Origin of the sequence: Pedococcus sp. 2YAF34 (assembly GCF_052114585.1) — a bacterium.
Taxonomy (GTDB): domain Bacteria; phylum Actinomycetota; class Actinomycetes; order Actinomycetales; family Dermatophilaceae; genus Pedococcus.
This window is the reverse complement of sequence record NZ_JBFRFA010000033.1, coordinates 1-15,593: the sequence shown is the minus strand read 5'-3', so window position 1 is coordinate 15,593 and position 15,593 is coordinate 1. Positions and strand designations below refer to the sequence as shown.

Annotated in this window: 16 protein-coding genes, 1 tRNA gene and 1 pseudogene; 7 read left to right on the top strand and 11 right to left on the bottom strand. The window is 72.4% G+C overall.

Annotated features, from left to right (window positions below; genetic code table 11):
* Positions 1–45: 45 nt before the first annotated feature.
* The 3 genes from AB4Z02_RS15170 to AB4Z02_RS15160 are packed head-to-tail and all read right to left on the bottom strand — an operon-like array spanning position 46 to position 2,757.
* On the bottom strand, positions 46–1,257 hold the full coding sequence (locus tag AB4Z02_RS15170) for a cystathionine gamma-synthase (protein ID WP_441971938.1): 1,212 nt from the start codon (positions 1,255–1,257) through the stop codon (positions 46–48).
* A gap of 10 nt (positions 1,258–1,267) precedes the next feature.
* Positions 1,268–1,753, bottom strand: coding sequence for an MOSC domain-containing protein (locus AB4Z02_RS15165; protein ID WP_235531308.1), 486 nt, complete (start codon positions 1,751–1,753; stop codon positions 1,268–1,270).
* Positions 1,750–2,757, bottom strand: coding sequence for a GNAT family N-acetyltransferase (locus AB4Z02_RS15160; RefSeq protein WP_441971936.1), 1,008 nt, complete (start codon positions 2,755–2,757; stop codon positions 1,750–1,752). Before AB4Z02_RS15160 ends, AB4Z02_RS15165 begins: the two co-directional genes overlap by 4 nt.
* Before the next feature lie 98 nt (positions 2,758–2,855).
* On the opposite strand from AB4Z02_RS15160, the gene msrA reads away from it, so the two are divergent.
* Together msrA and AB4Z02_RS15150 are read left to right on the top strand one after the other, a co-directional pair.
* Positions 2,856–3,584, top strand: coding sequence for a peptide-methionine (S)-S-oxide reductase MsrA (gene msrA / locus AB4Z02_RS15155; protein WP_441971972.1), 729 nt, complete (start codon positions 2,856–2,858; stop codon positions 3,582–3,584).
* Between the two features lie 43 nt (positions 3,585–3,627).
* Positions 3,628–4,116, top strand: coding sequence for a GNAT family N-acetyltransferase (locus tag AB4Z02_RS15150; protein WP_441971934.1), 489 nt, complete (start codon positions 3,628–3,630; stop codon positions 4,114–4,116).
* On the opposite strand, the gene AB4Z02_RS15145 is transcribed toward AB4Z02_RS15150, so the two are convergent.
* Entirely contained in the window at positions 4,040–4,555 is a 516-nt protein-coding gene (locus AB4Z02_RS15145) for a J-domain-containing protein (protein WP_056882310.1), read from the bottom strand. The genes AB4Z02_RS15150 and AB4Z02_RS15145 overlap by 77 nt on opposite strands.
* 57 nt (positions 4,556–4,612) lie before the next feature.
* Between AB4Z02_RS15145 and AB4Z02_RS15140 the strand changes: the two genes are divergently transcribed.
* Complete coding sequence (locus AB4Z02_RS15140; RefSeq protein WP_441971932.1) at positions 4,613–5,503, top strand: ABC transporter substrate-binding protein; 891 nt, start codon at positions 4,613–4,615, stop codon at positions 5,501–5,503.
* Positions 5,504–5,608: 105 nt separating this feature from the next.
* Here the strand turns inward: AB4Z02_RS15140 and AB4Z02_RS15135 are convergent, their stop codons facing one another.
* Positions 5,609–6,985, bottom strand: coding sequence for a cystathionine beta-synthase (locus tag AB4Z02_RS15135; protein ID WP_441971930.1), 1,377 nt, complete (start codon positions 6,983–6,985; stop codon positions 5,609–5,611).
* Between the two features lie 109 nt (positions 6,986–7,094).
* Between AB4Z02_RS15135 and AB4Z02_RS15130 the strand changes: the two genes are divergently transcribed.
* Together AB4Z02_RS15130 and AB4Z02_RS15125 are read left to right on the top strand one after the other, a co-directional pair.
* Positions 7,095–8,237: an SGNH/GDSL hydrolase family protein gene (locus AB4Z02_RS15130; protein WP_441971928.1), complete on the top strand. Its 1,143-nt coding sequence runs from the start codon at positions 7,095–7,097 to the stop codon at positions 8,235–8,237.
* A gap of 45 nt (positions 8,238–8,282) precedes the next feature.
* Positions 8,283–9,506, top strand: coding sequence for an acetyl-CoA C-acetyltransferase (locus AB4Z02_RS15125; RefSeq protein ID WP_441971926.1), 1,224 nt, complete (start codon positions 8,283–8,285; stop codon positions 9,504–9,506).
* Between the two features lie 25 nt (positions 9,507–9,531).
* On the opposite strand, the gene AB4Z02_RS15120 is transcribed toward AB4Z02_RS15125, so the two are convergent.
* Both AB4Z02_RS15120 and AB4Z02_RS15115 read right to left on the bottom strand, forming a co-directional pair.
* On the bottom strand, positions 9,532–9,816 hold the full coding sequence (locus AB4Z02_RS15120) for a hypothetical protein (RefSeq protein WP_441971925.1): 285 nt from the start codon (positions 9,814–9,816) through the stop codon (positions 9,532–9,534).
* A gap of 20 nt (positions 9,817–9,836) precedes the next feature.
* Entirely contained in the window at positions 9,837–10,694 is an 858-nt protein-coding gene (locus tag AB4Z02_RS15115) for a Bax inhibitor-1/YccA family protein (RefSeq protein ID WP_056882305.1), read from the bottom strand.
* A 247-nt stretch (positions 10,695–10,941) separates the two neighbouring features.
* On the opposite strand from AB4Z02_RS15115, the gene AB4Z02_RS15110 reads away from it, so the two are divergent.
* Entirely contained in the window at positions 10,942–11,817 is an 876-nt protein-coding gene (locus AB4Z02_RS15110; RefSeq protein WP_441971923.1) for a hypothetical protein, read from the top strand.
* A gap of 10 nt (positions 11,818–11,827) precedes the next feature.
* On the opposite strand, the gene AB4Z02_RS15105 is transcribed toward AB4Z02_RS15110, so the two are convergent.
* The 3 genes from AB4Z02_RS15105 to AB4Z02_RS15095 form a co-directional block, all read right to left on the bottom strand.
* Positions 11,828–11,905: transfer RNA gene (locus AB4Z02_RS15105), tRNA-Leu, on the bottom strand.
* 79 nt (positions 11,906–11,984) lie between these two features.
* Positions 11,985–12,857, bottom strand: coding sequence for an SDR family oxidoreductase (locus AB4Z02_RS15100; RefSeq protein WP_441971921.1), 873 nt, complete (start codon positions 12,855–12,857; stop codon positions 11,985–11,987).
* Positions 12,850–14,346 carry a flavin-containing monooxygenase gene (locus AB4Z02_RS15095; protein ID WP_441971919.1) on the bottom strand — a complete coding sequence of 499 codons (1,497 nt, stop codon included), beginning with the start codon at positions 14,344–14,346 and terminating at the stop codon, positions 12,850–12,852. Before AB4Z02_RS15095 ends, AB4Z02_RS15100 begins: the two co-directional genes overlap by 8 nt.
* 53 nt (positions 14,347–14,399) lie before the next feature.
* Here AB4Z02_RS15095 and AB4Z02_RS15090 point away from each other — a divergent pair, with 53 nt between their 5' ends.
* Positions 14,400–15,038 (top strand): TetR/AcrR family transcriptional regulator, encoded by a 639-nt coding sequence (locus tag AB4Z02_RS15090; RefSeq protein WP_056882301.1) that lies wholly within the window; start codon positions 14,400–14,402, stop codon positions 15,036–15,038.
* A 6-nt stretch (positions 15,039–15,044) separates the two neighbouring features.
* Here AB4Z02_RS15090 and AB4Z02_RS15085 read toward each other — a convergent pair.
* A pseudogene (locus AB4Z02_RS15085) lies at positions 15,045–15,593 on the bottom strand (hypothetical protein); the annotation flags it as partial.

Here is a 15,593-nt window from a genome sequence, read left to right as displayed (position 1 = left end):
GCTGTACCCGTCATCGCGTCATCCGTCCGGTCGGCGGCGGCCGCGTCAGCCGAGCCGGTCGAGGGCCTGCTTCAGGTCGGCGACGAGGTCGTCGACGTCCTCGATGCCCACCGACAGGCGGATGAGGTCGGCGGGCACCTCGAGCTCGGTGCCCGCGACGGAGGCGTGCGTCATCCGGGCCGGGTGCTCGATGAGCGACTCCACGCCACCGAGCGACTCCCCGAGCGTGAACACCTGCGTCTCGGCGCAGACCTTGACCGCGACGTCCTCGCCCGCCTTGAGCTGGAACGAGATCATGCCGCCGAACCGCTTCATCTGGCGGGCCGCGACCTCGTGCCCCGGGTGGCTCTCGAGCCCCGGGTAGTGGACGGCGCTCACGGCAGGGTGGCCGAGCAGGAACTCGACGACCTTCTCGGCGTTGTCGCTGTGCCGCTCCATGCGCAGGGCGAGTGTCTTGAGGCCCCGCAGCACCAGCCACGCGTCGAAGGGACCCGCGACGGCACCGAGCGAGTTCTGGTGGAAGGCAACGCGATCCACTGCGTCCTCGAACCCGGGCACGGTGATGCCGCGGCGCACGACGACGGCGCCACCCACGACGTCGGAGTGGCCGCCGCAGTACTTGGTCGTCGAGTGCGTGACGATGTCGGCGCCCAGCGACAGGGGCTGCTGGAGGTAGGGCGAGGCGAAGGTGTTGTCGACGACGAGCAGGGCGCCCGCCTCGTGGGCGACCTCGGCCAGGGCCGCGATGTCGGCGATGCCGAGCATGGGGTTGGTGGGCGTCTCGACCCAGACGATCCGGGTCTGGCCGGGACGGATGGCGGCGCGGACGGCGTCGAGGTCACCCATGGGCGCGATGCTGTGCTCGACGCCCCAGGGCACGAGGACCTTGTTGAACAGCCGGTAGGTGCCGCCGTAGGCGTCGCTCGGCACCACGACGTGGTCGCCGGGGGTGAGCAGCGCGCGCAGCACGGTGTCCTGGCCGGCGAGGCCGGAGGCGAACGCGAACCCGCGCTCACCACCCTCGAGCGCCGCGAAGCACTCCTCGAGCGCGGTGCGGGTGGGGTTGGCCGAGCGGCTGTACTCGTAGCCGCCGCGGAACCCGCCGATGCCGTCCTGCTTGTAGGTCGACACCTGGTAGATGGGCGTGATCACTGCACCTGTGCCGGCGTCGGGCTCCTGCCCGGCGTGGATCGCGCGCGTGGCGAATCCGCCCTGCTGGTGGTCGCCGCGCTGGTCTCCGTGCTGCTGCTCGCTCATGCCGGCAAGGCTAACGGCTCGCCGACGCCTCTCCCCCGGCAGCCGTGGGTGGCGCCTCGGCAGGGAGCACCTCCACGGCATCACCGACGCGTACGGTGCCGGACTCCAGGATGCGGAAGACCGCGCCACCGCGGGCGTGCAGCGCTCGCATCGCGCCCGGCCCGACGTAGTCGTCCATGAGGCGGCAGGGGGCGGCGAGCCGCACGACCTCCAGCAGGACGTCGCCGATGCGCATCCGGGTGCCCGGCCTGGTCGGGACCGGTCCGCTCGAGATGGTCAGGTTGCGACGCGTTGCCCCGGCAGGCACCGGAGCCCCCAGGTCGGCTGCCGCCGCGTCGAGGTCTGGCTGTGACTGCACGGTCACGTGCCGGTGCCGCGTCCCGTGGTAGCGGTCCCCGACCAGCCCCTTCCCCGCCTCCGCCTCGACCTGCTGGACGGCCTTCGTGGGCAGCCGCGTGCCCGGCGCCAGGTGGATCGACGTCACCACGGCGGTCACAGGACCTTCTGCCACTCGCGGAGCCACGCGTCGGGCTCGTAGCCGAGCTCGCGGTTCACGGCGAGCATGTGGTGGTTGTCGTCGGCGTTCCACGTGCGGATGCGCCTCACCTCGGGCAGCTCGTCCATGACGGCGAGGGTGCTGGCCGCCTTCAGCCGCAACCCGAGCCCGTGCCCGCGGTGCTCGCGCATGACAAGGGTGTCCTGCTGGTAGCCCAGGTCGGCATGCGCCCCCACCTGGACCTCGGAGTAGCCGACCAACCGCCCAGTCGACTGCTCGACGGCGAAGGTGTCGACCACCCGCCGCTGCATGGCCGCGATGCGCACGTAGCCCTGGCGCACCCGCTCCTCGTCCCACACCTCCTCCTCGAGCCGGAGGTCCCCGAGGGGCACGTCGGTGCTCATGCGGCGGCTCAGCTCGGCCCGCCCCTCCAGCCAGCCGTCCGGTATGCCGTCCCAGCACGTGGCCATCGTGTACCCGTCCTGGGGTGCAGCGAGGACGGCCTCGAGCCGGTCGCGGTCCGCCGGCAGGGGCAGGGTGCTGCGCAGGACCGTCTGCGCCGCGGCATACCCGTGTCGCGCGGCGAACTCCTCACCAGCCGCGTCCCGGTCGCCGAAGGCCCACTCCGTGCCGGCGAGCAGGACCGACCGGCCCTCGTCGCGGGCCGCCCGCTCCCCCGCGTCGAGCAGCGCCGTCCCCACGCCGCGGTGGCGGTGCTGCGGTCGGACGGCGAGGAGGACCTCGGCGACGGTGCGGTTGTCGTGCTGCGGGAGGGTCAGTGCGAGGGCACCGACGACGGTGTCGCCGGCCACGGCCACCCAGGAGACTCGGCGACGCTCCGTGCTGCGCGCCAGCTCCCGCAGCTCCTCCACCCTCCAGCCCGAGTGCGCGTCGCCGAGCGAGCGCCGTCCCGCCTCGTCGAACGTCGCCGCCCACTCACGGAACAGGTCGTCCTGCGCTGGGTCCTGGGCACTGACGGGTCGGATGTCGAGGTCGGTCGTCACCACCCCACCCTGCCGCCCCCGGCCTCCTCCCGGCCACCGAGTATCGCGACGACCGCCGGCGGAACAGCCGGGCACGGGTGGGCGTTGCACGAGACGTGATATTCGGATCGCGTGCCAAGACCACGCTGCCCACCGCCGAGGCCGCCCTCGCGGGGCGGGGCCAGCGACCGTTCCACCTCGACGGGACGCACACCGTCCTCAAGACCCCCATCGAGGGCCCGTGGCCGGAGGGCACCGAGGTGGTGTACGTCGCCATGGGCTGCTTCTGGGGCGCGGAGCGCATCTTCTGGCGGCAACCGGGTGTGGTGACCACGGCCGCCGGCTACATGGGCGGACTGACGCCCAACCCCACCTACGAGGAGACCTGCACCGGGCTCACCGGCCACGCCGAGACGGTGCTCGTCGCCTACGACCCGGAGCAGACGAGCACCGAGCTGCTGCTCAAGGAGTTCTGGGAGAACCACGACCCGACGCAGGGCAACCGCCAGGGCAACGACATCGGCACGGCATACCGCTCGGCGATCTACTGGACCACGCCGGACCAGCAGCGCGCGGCCGAGGCGACCCGCGAGGCGTTCCAGAAGGTGCTGACCGACCACGGGTTCGGCACCATCACGACCGAGCTGCGGTCCGCGGCCGACGCCGGCACGTTCTACTACGCCGAGGACTACCACCAGCAGTACCTCGACAAGAACCCCGGCGGCTACTGCAACCACGGCCCCAACGGCATGACCTGCCCGGTCGGTCTCGTGAAGCAGGACCAGCTGCCCTCGCAGGAGAGCGTGTTGCGCGCCAACGACTCCGGCGGCTACGGCACCGGCAGCTGAGGGGGTTCACCGAGGGCGCCCGGCCACGGCATACGCTGCGCCGGTGCTGATCCGCGACGCCCGCCCCCAGGACCTCGCTGCGTTCGCGCCCATCTTCCGGGCGGTCGTCGAGGACGGTGAGACCTACGCCTACCCCGAGGGGCTCGACGACGACGAGATCCGGGCGCTGTGGTTCGAGCAGTCGCCCGCCCGCACCGTGGTGGCTGTCGATGACGACGGCACGCTGCTCGGCAGCGCCAGGATGGGACCCAACCGACCCGGCCGCGGGGCGCACGTCGCCACGGCCAGCTTCATGGTCGGGGAGGCCGCCCGCGGCATGGGCGTCGGCCGCGCCCTCGGCGAGGAGATGCTGCGCTGGGCCCGCGAAGAGGCTTACGCGGCAGCGCAGTTCAACGCCGTGGTCGAGACCAACACCGCAGCCGTCGCGCTGTGGGAGCACTTGGGGTTCGAAGTGCTCACGACCGTCCCAGCAGCCTTCGAATCCAGGCGGCACGGCCGCGTCGGGCTCCTCGTGATGCACCGTCTCTTGTAGAGGGAGCAGCAGCCCTGGCCCTCTCGGCCTCACCCACCTTCGCCTCGCGGAGCACGCGCCACTGCCCGACGAGCTCGTCCACGTCGACGATCCGCGCCCACACCGGCGACCGGGGCCCGACGGCCGGCCGCAACCGGTCGAGGCGCACCCGGTGGTTGTAGTCGTCCAGAACCGCTCGCACGCTCTGCTCGGTGCGCAGGTCCAGCAGCGACTCGGGGAAGCCGGCGGCCTCCTTGCGCAGCGCCATCGACGGCGACATCGCCCCGGACAGGTCGAGGTTCTCGCGCTCGACCAGGCCCTTGACCCACCAGTCGGGGTCGTCGTGCTCGGGGTCACCGAGGCTGCGCAGGGGTTTGCCGGCGCCCGGCAGGTTGTCGAACTCCCCGCGTTCCTGCGCCTCCCGGATCGCCTTCTCCACGGGCGACTCCCACCGCTCCATCTTCCGACCCTAACCCGGCCCCTCCGGCGCACGCACGCCTGCCCATAGGGTCGGAGCATGCGCATCGTGTCCCTCCTGCCGTCGACCACGGAGATCCTGTTCGCGGTCGGTGCGGGCCCCCAGGTCGTGGGCGTGACCTTCGAGTGCGACACCCCCGCGGAGGCGCGTGAGCGCACCATCGTCTCCACGACCGCCATCCCGGAAGGATTGCCACCACACGAGATCGACGCCTTCGTCAGTCGCGCCGTGGCTGCCGGGGAGGACCTCTACCACCTCGATGCAGGCGCGCTCTCGGCACTCGACGCCGACCTCGTGGTCACCCAGGACCTGTGTGCCGTCTGCGCGGTGGACGTCTCGGTCGTCGACGACGCCCTGTCCTACCTCGGATGCCGGGCCGAGGTGCTCACGATCGACCCGCACAGCCTCGAGGAGGTGCTCGTCTCGGTGGGCACCCTGGGCGCCGCCAGCGGCTGCGGCGACGCGGCAGCGGCTCTCGTGTCGGCCTTGCGTGGGCGGCTGGCCGCCGTGGAGGAGGCGGTACGCGGCGCGGCCCGGCCGCGAGCCCTGGTGCTGGAGTGGACCGACCCTGCCTTCGCCCCCGGCCACTGGGTGCCCGAGATGGTCACCGCTGCCGGCGGGACCAGCGCGCTGGGCACCCCCGGGAAGAAGTCGGTGCGCGTCACGTGGGACGCCGTGCGCGGCAGCGCACCCGAGGTCGTGGTGTGCGCTCCCTGCGGCTACGACCTCGACGGGTCGACCGCGCTCGCACGTGAGGCGATCGCGTCCGGCGAGCTGCCGCACGGCGTACCGGTCTGGGCCGTGGACGCGAACGCCAGCTTCGCCCGCCCCGGGCCGCGCCTCGTCGACGGGGTCGAGGCGCTCGCGGGGATCCTCCACCCCGACCGCGCACCGGCGCCTCGCGCAGACATGGCCCGCCGACTGCGCTGAGCGCGGCGCTCCTCACCGACGAAGGGTGGGAACCTGCTGCCTCCGGCGTACCGGAAGAAGCAGGTTCCCACCCTTCGAGGTGAGTGCGGGGCGGAGGCCCCGCGGTCAGTCGACGAGGGAGATGAGCAGGTCGGCCCGGGTGAGGACTCCGACCGGCTTGCCGTCCTCGACGACCATGATGGCGTCGGACTTCTCGAGCTCGTGCCGCGCGACGGTGACGGCCTCTCCTGCACCGACGAGCGGCAGCGACGGCTGCATGTGCTTCTCGACCGAGTCGGTGAGGTGGGCGGTGCCGTTGAACAGCGCCTCGAGCAGGGCCCGCTCGCTCACCGAACCGGCGACCTCGCCGGCCATGACCGGCGGCTCGGCCTTGACGACGGGCATCTGCGAGACGGAGTACTCGTGGAGGATCTCGATGGCGTCGCGCACGGTCTCGGTGGGGTGGGTGTGCACGAGGGCGGGCAGGTCGCCGGCCTTGCTGTGCAGCACCTCGCCGACGGTGGTCTCGGCCTTGGAGTGCATGAAGCCGTAGGAGCTCATCCACTCGTCGTTGAAGATCTTCGACATGTAGCCACGGCCGCTGTCGGGCAGCAGCACGACCACGACCGCGTCGGCCGGCAGGTCCTTGGCCGCGCGCAGGGCGGCGACGACCGCCATGCCGCAGGAGCCGCCGACGAGCAGGCCCTCCTCCTTGGCGAGGCGGCGGGTCATCTCGAACGAGTCGGCGTCGCTCACGGCGATCACGTCGTCGACGACGGCCGGGTCGTAGGCGGTCGGCCAGAAGTCCTCGCCCACGCCCTCGACGAGGTAGGGACGGCCGGTGCCGCCGGAGTAGACCGAGCCCTCGGGGTCGGCGCCGATGACCTGGACGCGACCACCCTCGCGGTCGGCGGAGACGTCACGCAGGTAGCGACCGGTGCCGGTGATGGTGCCGCCCGTGCCGACGCCCGCGACGAAGTGGGTGATGCGGCCGTCGGTGTCGGCCCAGATCTCCGGGCCCGTCGACTCGTAGTGCGAGGCCGGGCCGTTCTGGTTGGCGTACTGGTTGGGCTTCCACGCGCCCTCGATCTCGCGCACGAGGCGGTCCGAGGTCTCGTAGTAGGAGTCCGGGTGGTCGGGGGCCACGGCGGTCGGGCAGACCACGACCTCCGCGCCGTACGCCTTGAGCACGTCGCGCTTGTCCTGGCTCACCTTGTCGGGGCACACGAACACGCACTTGTAGCCCTTGCGCTGGGCCACGAGCGCCAGGCCGACACCGGTGTTGCCCGAGGTGGGCTCGACGATGGTTCCGCCGGGCTTCAGCTCGCCGGATGCCTCGGCTGCCTCGACCATCTTCAACGCGATGCGGTCCTTCACCGACCCGCCGGGGTTGAGGTACTCGACCTTGGCGAGGATGGTCGCCGCGATCCCCTCGGTGACCGAGTTGAGCTTGACCAGGGGCGTGTTCCCGACGAGGTCGGCGATGTGCTCTGCGTACTTCACCCGGTCATCCTCTCAGACCTCTGCCGGAGGCCGGACCAGGCCGGGGTGGGGCACGCTGGGTCCGGGCGGCTCGTTTACCGTGGCAGCCTGGACAGCGAAGGGGAGACCGATGGGTCGGGCACGACGGGCGCGCAGGATCGCGGCCACTGCGGCGTACGGCGGCGGGGGCCTCGCGGCCGGCATCGGCATGGTCGGCGCCCTCGGCTACGGGCTGCTCAAGGTCGAGGCCCAGATCGCGCGCAAGGTCGTGGGCCAGCCGTTCGACGGCGCCCCGGACGACAACGGCACGTACGGCGCCGGCGCCGGTGAGCCCGTCGAGCTCGTCGTCCTCGGCGACTCCTCCGCGGCCGGCATGGGGGCCGACCACGCCCACCAGACCGTCGGCGCGATCATCGCCAACGGCGTCTCCGCCCTGACCGGGCGGCCGGTCCGGCTCACCAACACCGCCGTCATCGGAGCCGAGTCCTCCGGGCTCGAGCTCCAGCTCGCCAACGCCCTCGACCGCGTGCCCCGCCCCGCCGTGGCGGTCATCATGGTCGGCGCCAACGACGTCACCCACCGCATCGACAAGGCCATCGCCGTGCGGCACCTGGAGACGACGGTCCGCTCGCTGCGATCGCTCGGCACCGAGGTCGTCGTCGGCACCTGCCCCGACCTCGGCACCATCGAGCCCATCCCCCAGCCGCTGCGCCTCATCGGCCGCCGCTGGTCCCGCGACATGGCCGCCGCGCAGACCGTGGCCGTCGTCGAGGCGGGCGGGCGCACCGTGTCGCTCGGTGACCTGCTGGGACCCGAGTTCTACGAACGCCCGCACGAGATGTTCAGCGCCGACCGCTTCCACCCCTCCCCCGCCGGGTACGCCCGCGCGGCAGCAGCCCTGCTGCCCAGCGTGTACGCGGCGCTCGGCGTCTGGTCCGGCGACGAGGTCGAGGAGCGACAGCCCGACACCCGTCGCGGGGAGGGCGTCGGCCCGGTGGCCGTCGCTGCGACCTACGCCGTGCGCGACCCCGGCACGGAGGTCAGCGCCACCCAGATCGCCGGGCAGGCCCGGGGCCCACGTGGCCGCTGGGCCAAGCTCCTGCGCCGGCCCCGGATCCCCCTGCTGGACCGCCAGCAGGCCAACGGCCCCGCCAAGGGAACGCTCGACGGTGCGTCCGACGGCCGGCCCGGTGCCCTCGACGGCGAGAGCAAGACCACACCGCGGGCGGCAGACGCGCACCCAGCACCACGGCATACCATCGAGACCGACTAAGCGACCGCTTATCCGGGCGGTCGACCTCGACGAGGAGGAACCCCCGTGACCGAAGCCGTCATCGTCTCCACCGCCCGCACGCCCATCGGCCGGGCGTTCAAGGGATCGCTCAAGGAGATCCGTCCCGATGACCTGTCGGTGCAGGTGATCCGCGCCGCGCTCGCGAAGGTCCCCGAGCTCGACCCCACCCTGGTCGAGGACCTCTACTGGGGCTGCGCCGAGCCCTCGGGTCGCCACGGGTCCAACATGGCTCGCGTCGTCTCGGTGCTCGCAGGCTTCGACGGGCTCCCCGGCTCCACGATCAACCGGTTCTGCGCCTCGTCGGTGCAGACGACCCGCATGGCCTACCACGCCATCAAGGCCGGCGAGGGCGACATCTTCCTCTCCGGCGGGGTCGAGTGCGTGTCGCAGTACACGAACTGGGCCGGTGCGGGCGGTTCGGCCGGTGACGACCAGAACCCCGCCTTCAAGCCGGCGCAGGAGCGCAGCGAGGCCATTGCCAAGTCCAACGACACGTGGACCGACCCGCGCGAGCAGGGCCTGGTCCCCGACGTCTACCTCTCGATGGGCCAGACGGCCGAGAACGTCGCGACGCTCAAGGGCATCAGCCGCGAGCGCCAGGACGAGTGGGGCGTCACGAGCCAGAACCGCGCCGAGAAGGCCATCGCCGACGGGTTCTTCGAGCGCGAGATCGCGCCCGTCACGCTGCCCGACGGCACCGTCGTCAGCAAGGACGACGGTCCGCGTGCCGGCGTCACCCTCGAGGCGCTGCAGGGGCTCAACCCGGTGTTCCGCGAGCAGGGCACCATCACCGCCGGCAACTGCTGCCCGCTCAACGACGGCGCCGCCGCGGTGGTGGTCATGAGCGAGACCAGGGCCAAGGAGCTCGGCCTCACCCCGCTCGCCCGCGTCGTCTCGACCGGCGTCTCGGCGCTGTCGCCCGAGATCATGGGGCTCGGCCCCGTCGAGGCGTCCCGCCAGGCCCTCGCCCGCGCCGGCATGACCATCGACGACATGGACCTCTACGAGATCAACGAGGCCTTCGCCGCGCAGGTGCTGCCCAGCGCCGACGAGCTCGGCATGGACTTCGACAAGCTCAACGTGCACGGTGGGGCCATCGCGCTCGGCCACCCGTTCGGCTCGACCGGCGCCCGCATCACGACGACGCTGCTCAACGGGCTCGCCTCGCGCGACGGCCAGCTCGGCCTCGAGACCATGTGCGTGGGCGGCGGCCAGGGCATGGCCATCATCTACGAGCGCCTCAGCTGAGGACCCCCACCGCAGCTGCGGACCCTCACCCCAGCTCGGCCAGGAGGCCCCGGAGCCGGCGCGGCAACGCGTCGACGCCGGGGCCTCCTGCCGTGCAGGCGTCGTGCACCAGCACGGTCAGCTGGTCCATCACCACGGCCGGTCCGAGGTCGGGCAGCCGCGCAGCGTCGGCACCGGCGAGGTCGACCAGCACGGCCCGGACGGTCGGGACGCGCGACAGCGCGTGGTCCAGCGGCAGCTGTTGCCACCGCCGGACCGCGCGCTGGAGCTCGGTCGAGACCTCCTGCGGCACCGGCGATCTCGGAGGCACGTCGGTCTCGGGTCGTCGGGTCAGTTGTTGCGCAGGCGGCCGAGCAGCCGCAGGATCTCGAGGTAGAGCCACACGAGGGTCACGATGAGCCCGTGGGCCAGCAGCCACGAGTACTTCTCGGGGGCACCTGCCGCGATGGCCCGGTCGATCGAGTCGAAGTCGACCGCGAGCATCGCCGAGGCGAGGCCGATGGCGAACAGGGAGATGCCGATGCCGAGCCCTGACGTGCCGCCGATGCCGAACGGCGCCTGGGTGAACAGGGTGTAGCCGAGGTTGATGAGCGCGAAGATCACGTAGCCGATGACCGCCATGGTGACGATGCGGCGGAACTTCGCGGTGACCTTGATCAGGCCGGTCTTGTAGGCGAGCAGCATCCCGGCGAAGACGGAAAGCGTCGCGAGGACGGCCTGGGCGACGATGCCCTGGAACACCGGCACGTCCTTGGACTTGTCGAAGACCGTCGAGTAGATGTTGCTGACCGAGCCGACCAGGGCGCCCTCGAAGACGGCGTAGGCGACGATCAGCGGGACGCTGACCGTCTTCTTGAACGCGATGACCAGCCCGAGCACGAGCGTCGCGGCGATGCCGCCGAGCATGAGGGGCAGGCCGAACGAGGGGGTGAGCTGCCAGGCGATGATCCCCACGACGACCACGATGCTGAACAGCGCCGCGGTCTTCATGACCACGTCGTCGATGGTCAGGCGACGGGTCTGGACGGGCCCGGCGGAGGGCTGGTTGTAGAGGTCCTGCAGCTGCTGCGGCGTCATCGCGTCGGTCGACGCCATGCCGGCGGTCGGCTGCTGGGGGGCGCGGCCGAAGCCGGCGTAGCCCTTGCGGGACTCCTTGTCGATCCGGTCGAACACCGGGTTGCTGGCCATGCGTTGCTCCTCGAGGGGCGGTGGTGCGGCCGTGCGGAAGGCCGCTCACCCCACCCTACGGCGGGAGCGACCCAGAAGTTCCCGGGCGCGGCTCCCGTCCGGTCGCGTCCCATCGGCCCGACTTCTCCACCATTCGACGCACTTCAGGTGCCCATTCCGGCGGAAGTGCCACGACGCACTGGATGGCAATACTCGAACGTCCCCTTTCGAAGAGATCGTCCGCGTTTCGAGAGCGAAGGCGAGTGCCATGACCATTGACCCCGACCACACCCCGTCGTCGACGCGCCGGATCCTGCTGCTCCTGCTGGCGTGCGTCCTCGCGCTCGCACTGCCCTTCATGGTGATGCGCGCGATCGCCCCCCGCCCCGCGTCCTCCGCCGACCCTGCCGGAGTCGCCGCGCTGGTCGCGGGCAGCGCCGCCGCGACCGCTCCCCGCGGGACCTCCACCAACCGCCCGACCGCCAGGACCGCGACAACCGGCAGGACGGCCACCGCGACCGGCGCCACCTCGACCTCCGCCCCGTCCTCCACGACCTCGACCTCCGCTGCGTCCTCGAGCACCTCGGGTCCGGCCGGCGGCACCGAAGCCCTGGCTGCCGACGCCGAGGCCTGCCGGCTGGCGAACCTCCGGCAGCAGTCGCCGCTCAGCGCGGCCGCGGTCTCCCTCGCCCAGTTCGACAAGCACATCGACGCCATGAACCTCCTGGTGGCCGGGAAGATCACCCTCGCCGTGGCGACGACCTTCTGGGACCAGACCCGCGTGGGGGCGGCCCAGAACGCGGCAGCCTTCCGCAGCGCCGACAAGCAGCTGACCGCTGCCACCTCGACGTGCCGGCCGCCGGACCCCTCGGTCGCCTACAGCACGCCGTACGGGCAGCTGCTGGCCATCTCGGGCTGCGCCAACGCCATCAAGGCGCGGACCACGGAGCTGGCCCGGGCCCGGGCCGCGGTGACCACCTGGGAGCACCACATCCACGACATGGAGATGCTGCGCACAGGGCACATCACCCCGGCCCAGGCGACAGCCGCCTGGAGCAAGAACTGGAGGACCGGGGCGGGGCAGCTGGCGGCCTACGACGCGGCGGCCGCAGCCGCCGCGAAGCTGCACTGCTCGCTGGACTGACCCAGCCGATTGGTGCCCCCGACGGGGGTCGAACCCGCACCTGTGGCGATTTTAAGTCGCCTGCCTCTGCCAGTTGGGCCACGGGGGCGCGCCCAGTATGCCGCCACGGGCGCCGCTCAGGTCGCGCGCCTCAGCGGCTCACCGGCGCGCACCTCAGGTCGTGCGGCTCAGGTGGCGCGTCCTCCGCTGACGTCCGACCCCCGTCGGCCGGCTGCCCGCTCGGTGATGCGCCGGGCGCCGGTGGCCTGGAGCTGGATGACCGCCCGTGCCAGCGGCGGTGCGTAGCGCAGCCCGCGCCACGAGAGGTGGGCGAGGAACCCGACGGGGATGACGGCCTTGTCGGCGGCCAGGCCGTCGACGGCTCGCCTGGCGGTGTGCTCGGCGGTGAGGAACCGCGGTTGCAGCATCCGGACGCGCGAGCGGACGCTGCTGCCCCCGAAGCTCGCCGGCGCCTCGTACATGGAGTCGAGCAGCGGGGTGTCGACGAAGCCGGGGCACAGCACGCTGACCCGGATGCCGAGCCCAGCGGCCTCGGCGCGCAGGGCGGTCGAGAGCCCGACGACCGCGTGCTTGGTCGTCGTGTAGGGCAGCATCGACGGCGCCGGGATGAGGCCGGCGAGCGAGGCGGTGTTGAGGATGTGCCCACTGCCCTGTCGGCGCATCACCGTGTAGGCGGCCGTGACCCCGTGGACCACGCCGCGCAGGTTGACGTCGATGGCCTTGTCCCAGTGCCGCTCGTCGAGCTCCTCGAGCAGGCCGCCGAGGCCGATGCCGGCGTTGTTGACCATGACGTCGAGCCGCCCGTGCTCGGCCACCACGGCGTCCACGACGGACCTGACGGCTGCCGCGTCGACCACGTCGAGCTCCACGGCGTCGGTGCGCGGCCCCAGCTCCCGCGCTGCCGCCTGCGCCGCAACCAGGTCGAGGTCGGCGATGACGACGTGGCTGCCCCGGGCGACGAGCTCGGCGGCGATGGCCTTGCCGATGCCCGAGGCGCCGCCGGTGACGATGCTCACCTGGGGGGCGAATGCCTTACGCATCAATGGTCTCCTTGGTCCGGGCGGCCGTGGGGCTGTTCGTGACGGGGACGAAGACGGAGTCGTCGATCCTGCGGGTCCGCCACCAGTAGGCCAGCGTCGACCCCGGCCACAGGGCGGTGTTGTGGCCGAACCGGTCGAGGTACCAGCTGCGGCACCCGCTCGCCCAGACGGTGTGGCGTGTGCGCCGCTCCATCTCCGCCGTGAAGGCTGCCTGCGCGGAGTCGCTGGTGACCCTGGCCCCGGCCGCGCGGGCCCGCTCGATCCCCTGCAGTGCGTAGCGGGTCGCGAACTCGCTCATCATGACGACCGAGCTGTGGCCGAGCCCGGTGTTGGGGCCGAGCAGGAGGTAGAGCTCGGGGAACCCTGCGACGGTGACCCCGAGGTGCGTGTGGGCGCCCGTGGACCACTCCTGCGCCAGGGTGCGCCCGTCGAGGCCGGTCACGGCGATGCGGTCGAAGCTGCCCGTCAGGGCGAAACCGGTGCCGAGGACCAGCGCGTCGACCTCGTGCCGCGCCCCGTCGGCGGTGACGACGGCATCGGGCTCGACCCGCGCGATGGGCTCGGTGACGAGCGAGACGTCGTCACGGTCGAACGTCGGCCAGTAGGTGCTCGAGAGCAGGATCCGCTTGCAGCCCAACCGGTATCGAGGCGTGAGGCGGTCTCGGACCTCGGGGTCGCGGACCGCCTTGCGCAGCTCCCGCAGCGCCACCCGCTCACCGAGACGGGCGAGGGCCGGGAAGCGGACGAACAGGGGCGCCCGCGCCTCGAGCTCCCAGTAGGTGCGCCAGCGCACCGCGCGCTGCAGCACCGGGAAGCGCCGGAACAGCCGCTGGTGGCGCGGGCTCCACTCGACGTCCTTCTTGGGCATGGTCCACGCCGGGGTGCGCTGGAACACCGTCGTGTGGGCCGCGCGGGGGGCGAGCTCGGGGACCAGCTGCACGGCGCTCGCGCCCGTCCCGACGACGCCCACGCGCAGGCCGTCGAGACCGTCGTCCTCCGGCCACTGCGCCGTGTGCATCAGCGCGCCCGCGAAGTCGTCCAGGCCCTCGATGTCCGGGCGAGCCGGCTGGTGCAGGCCACCCACGCCCAGGACCAGGGCGTCCGCGGTCCACTCCCGGCCGTCCGCGGCGGTGAGCTCCCAGCGCCGGCGCTCCACGTCGTACCGGGCCTGCCTCAGGTCGGCGCCGAGGACGACGCGGTCACGCACCCCGTGCCGCCGCGCGACGTCCTGGAGGTAGGCCCAGATCTCGGGGGCGGGGGCGTAGTCGCGGCTCCAGTCCGCCTTCTGGTCGAAGGAGAAGCTGTAGAGGCGCGACGGGACGTCGCAGGCGCAGCCGGGGTAGCGGTTGTCGCGCCAGGTCCCGCCGATGTCGTCCGCCTTCTCCAGCAGGACGAAGTCGCGCTCCCCGCGCTGGGAGAGCCGGATCGCCATCCCGAGGCCCGAGAAGCCCGTGCCCACGATGACGACGCGGTGGTGCGGTGCGGTCATGGACGAGGAACTTACCATCGGTAAGTTACCAAGGGTAGGGGTAGCATCACCGCGTGCCCCGACCCTCCGCTGCCGCGACCCGTACGCCGCGCGTGCGCGTGCCGCGCGCCGAGCGGGAGGAGCAGATCCTCACCGCCGCCGAGCAGGTCTTCGCCGAACGCGGTTTCCACGCCACCAGCATGGACGAGGTCGCGGAGCGGGTGGGAGTGACCAAGCCGCTCATCTACGACTACTTCGGCTCCAAGGAGGGCCTGCTGTCGGCGTGCATCACGCGCGCTCGCACGCAGCTGCGCGAGGCCACCGAGCTGTCGTGGGCCTCGGTCGGCCCGGACGCCCCGCTCTCGGAGGTGTTCGAGGCGGGCGTGCGCGCGTTCTTCGAGTTCATCGACGCCCACGCCACGGCGTTCGTGCTGATCCGGCAGGAGGGTGCGGTCGCCTCGCAGGCCAACCCCCTCATCGAGAGCATCCGCGAGGAGCAGTCGGCCGCGACCGTGGCGACGTTCCGCGCCGCGCCCGGGCTCGGCGCCGTGCCCGAGGAGCTGCTGGAGGGATGCGCGGAGGTCGTCATCGGCGCCTGCGAGCGGGTGGCCGTGTGGCGCGCAGGGCGTCCCGGCATCGGGGTCGAGGACGCCACGGCGATCGTGGTGTCCAGCGTGTGGGGCGGCCTGTCCAGCCTCCTCACCCCGCGCTGACGCCGGCTACCCGGCCGCCCCGCCGTGGGGTTCCCCGCCCTGGGGTTCCGCGCCCTGGGGTTCCGCGCGCTGGGGTTCCGCGCCCTGGGAGACCGTGGTGCCGCGCAGGATCGGTCCGGCGAGCAGGGTGGTGATGGCCGAGGGCGTCGGGCGGGCTGTGGGGTCCAGCAGCGCGGTCACCACCCGCTGCTCCTGCTCGGTGCCGGCCAGACCCGCGTCCGGGTCGGCGACCGCCGCCCCGGAGGCGCCCGCGAAGAGTGACGGCAGTGCCGCGAACTGCGGGTCGGAGGAGTAGCCGCCGACGTTGTCCGTGCCGTCGTCGAACTTCTTGCCGGGCAGCGGACGCGTCTGCGACGTGTGTGGGTCGGGCAGCTCGCCGCAGTCAGCGGGGCGCTTCTCGCCCCAGCGGGGTTCCTCCCCCGGCCGGTACCCCGCCCGCTGCGGCGCCACCTCGACCGTGATGTGGAACTGGTCGGACCGGAACGCCTCATCGATCCGCGGCACCCAGTTCGTCAACGCCGCCGCCATGCACGGGTACTGCGACGCGTACCGCGC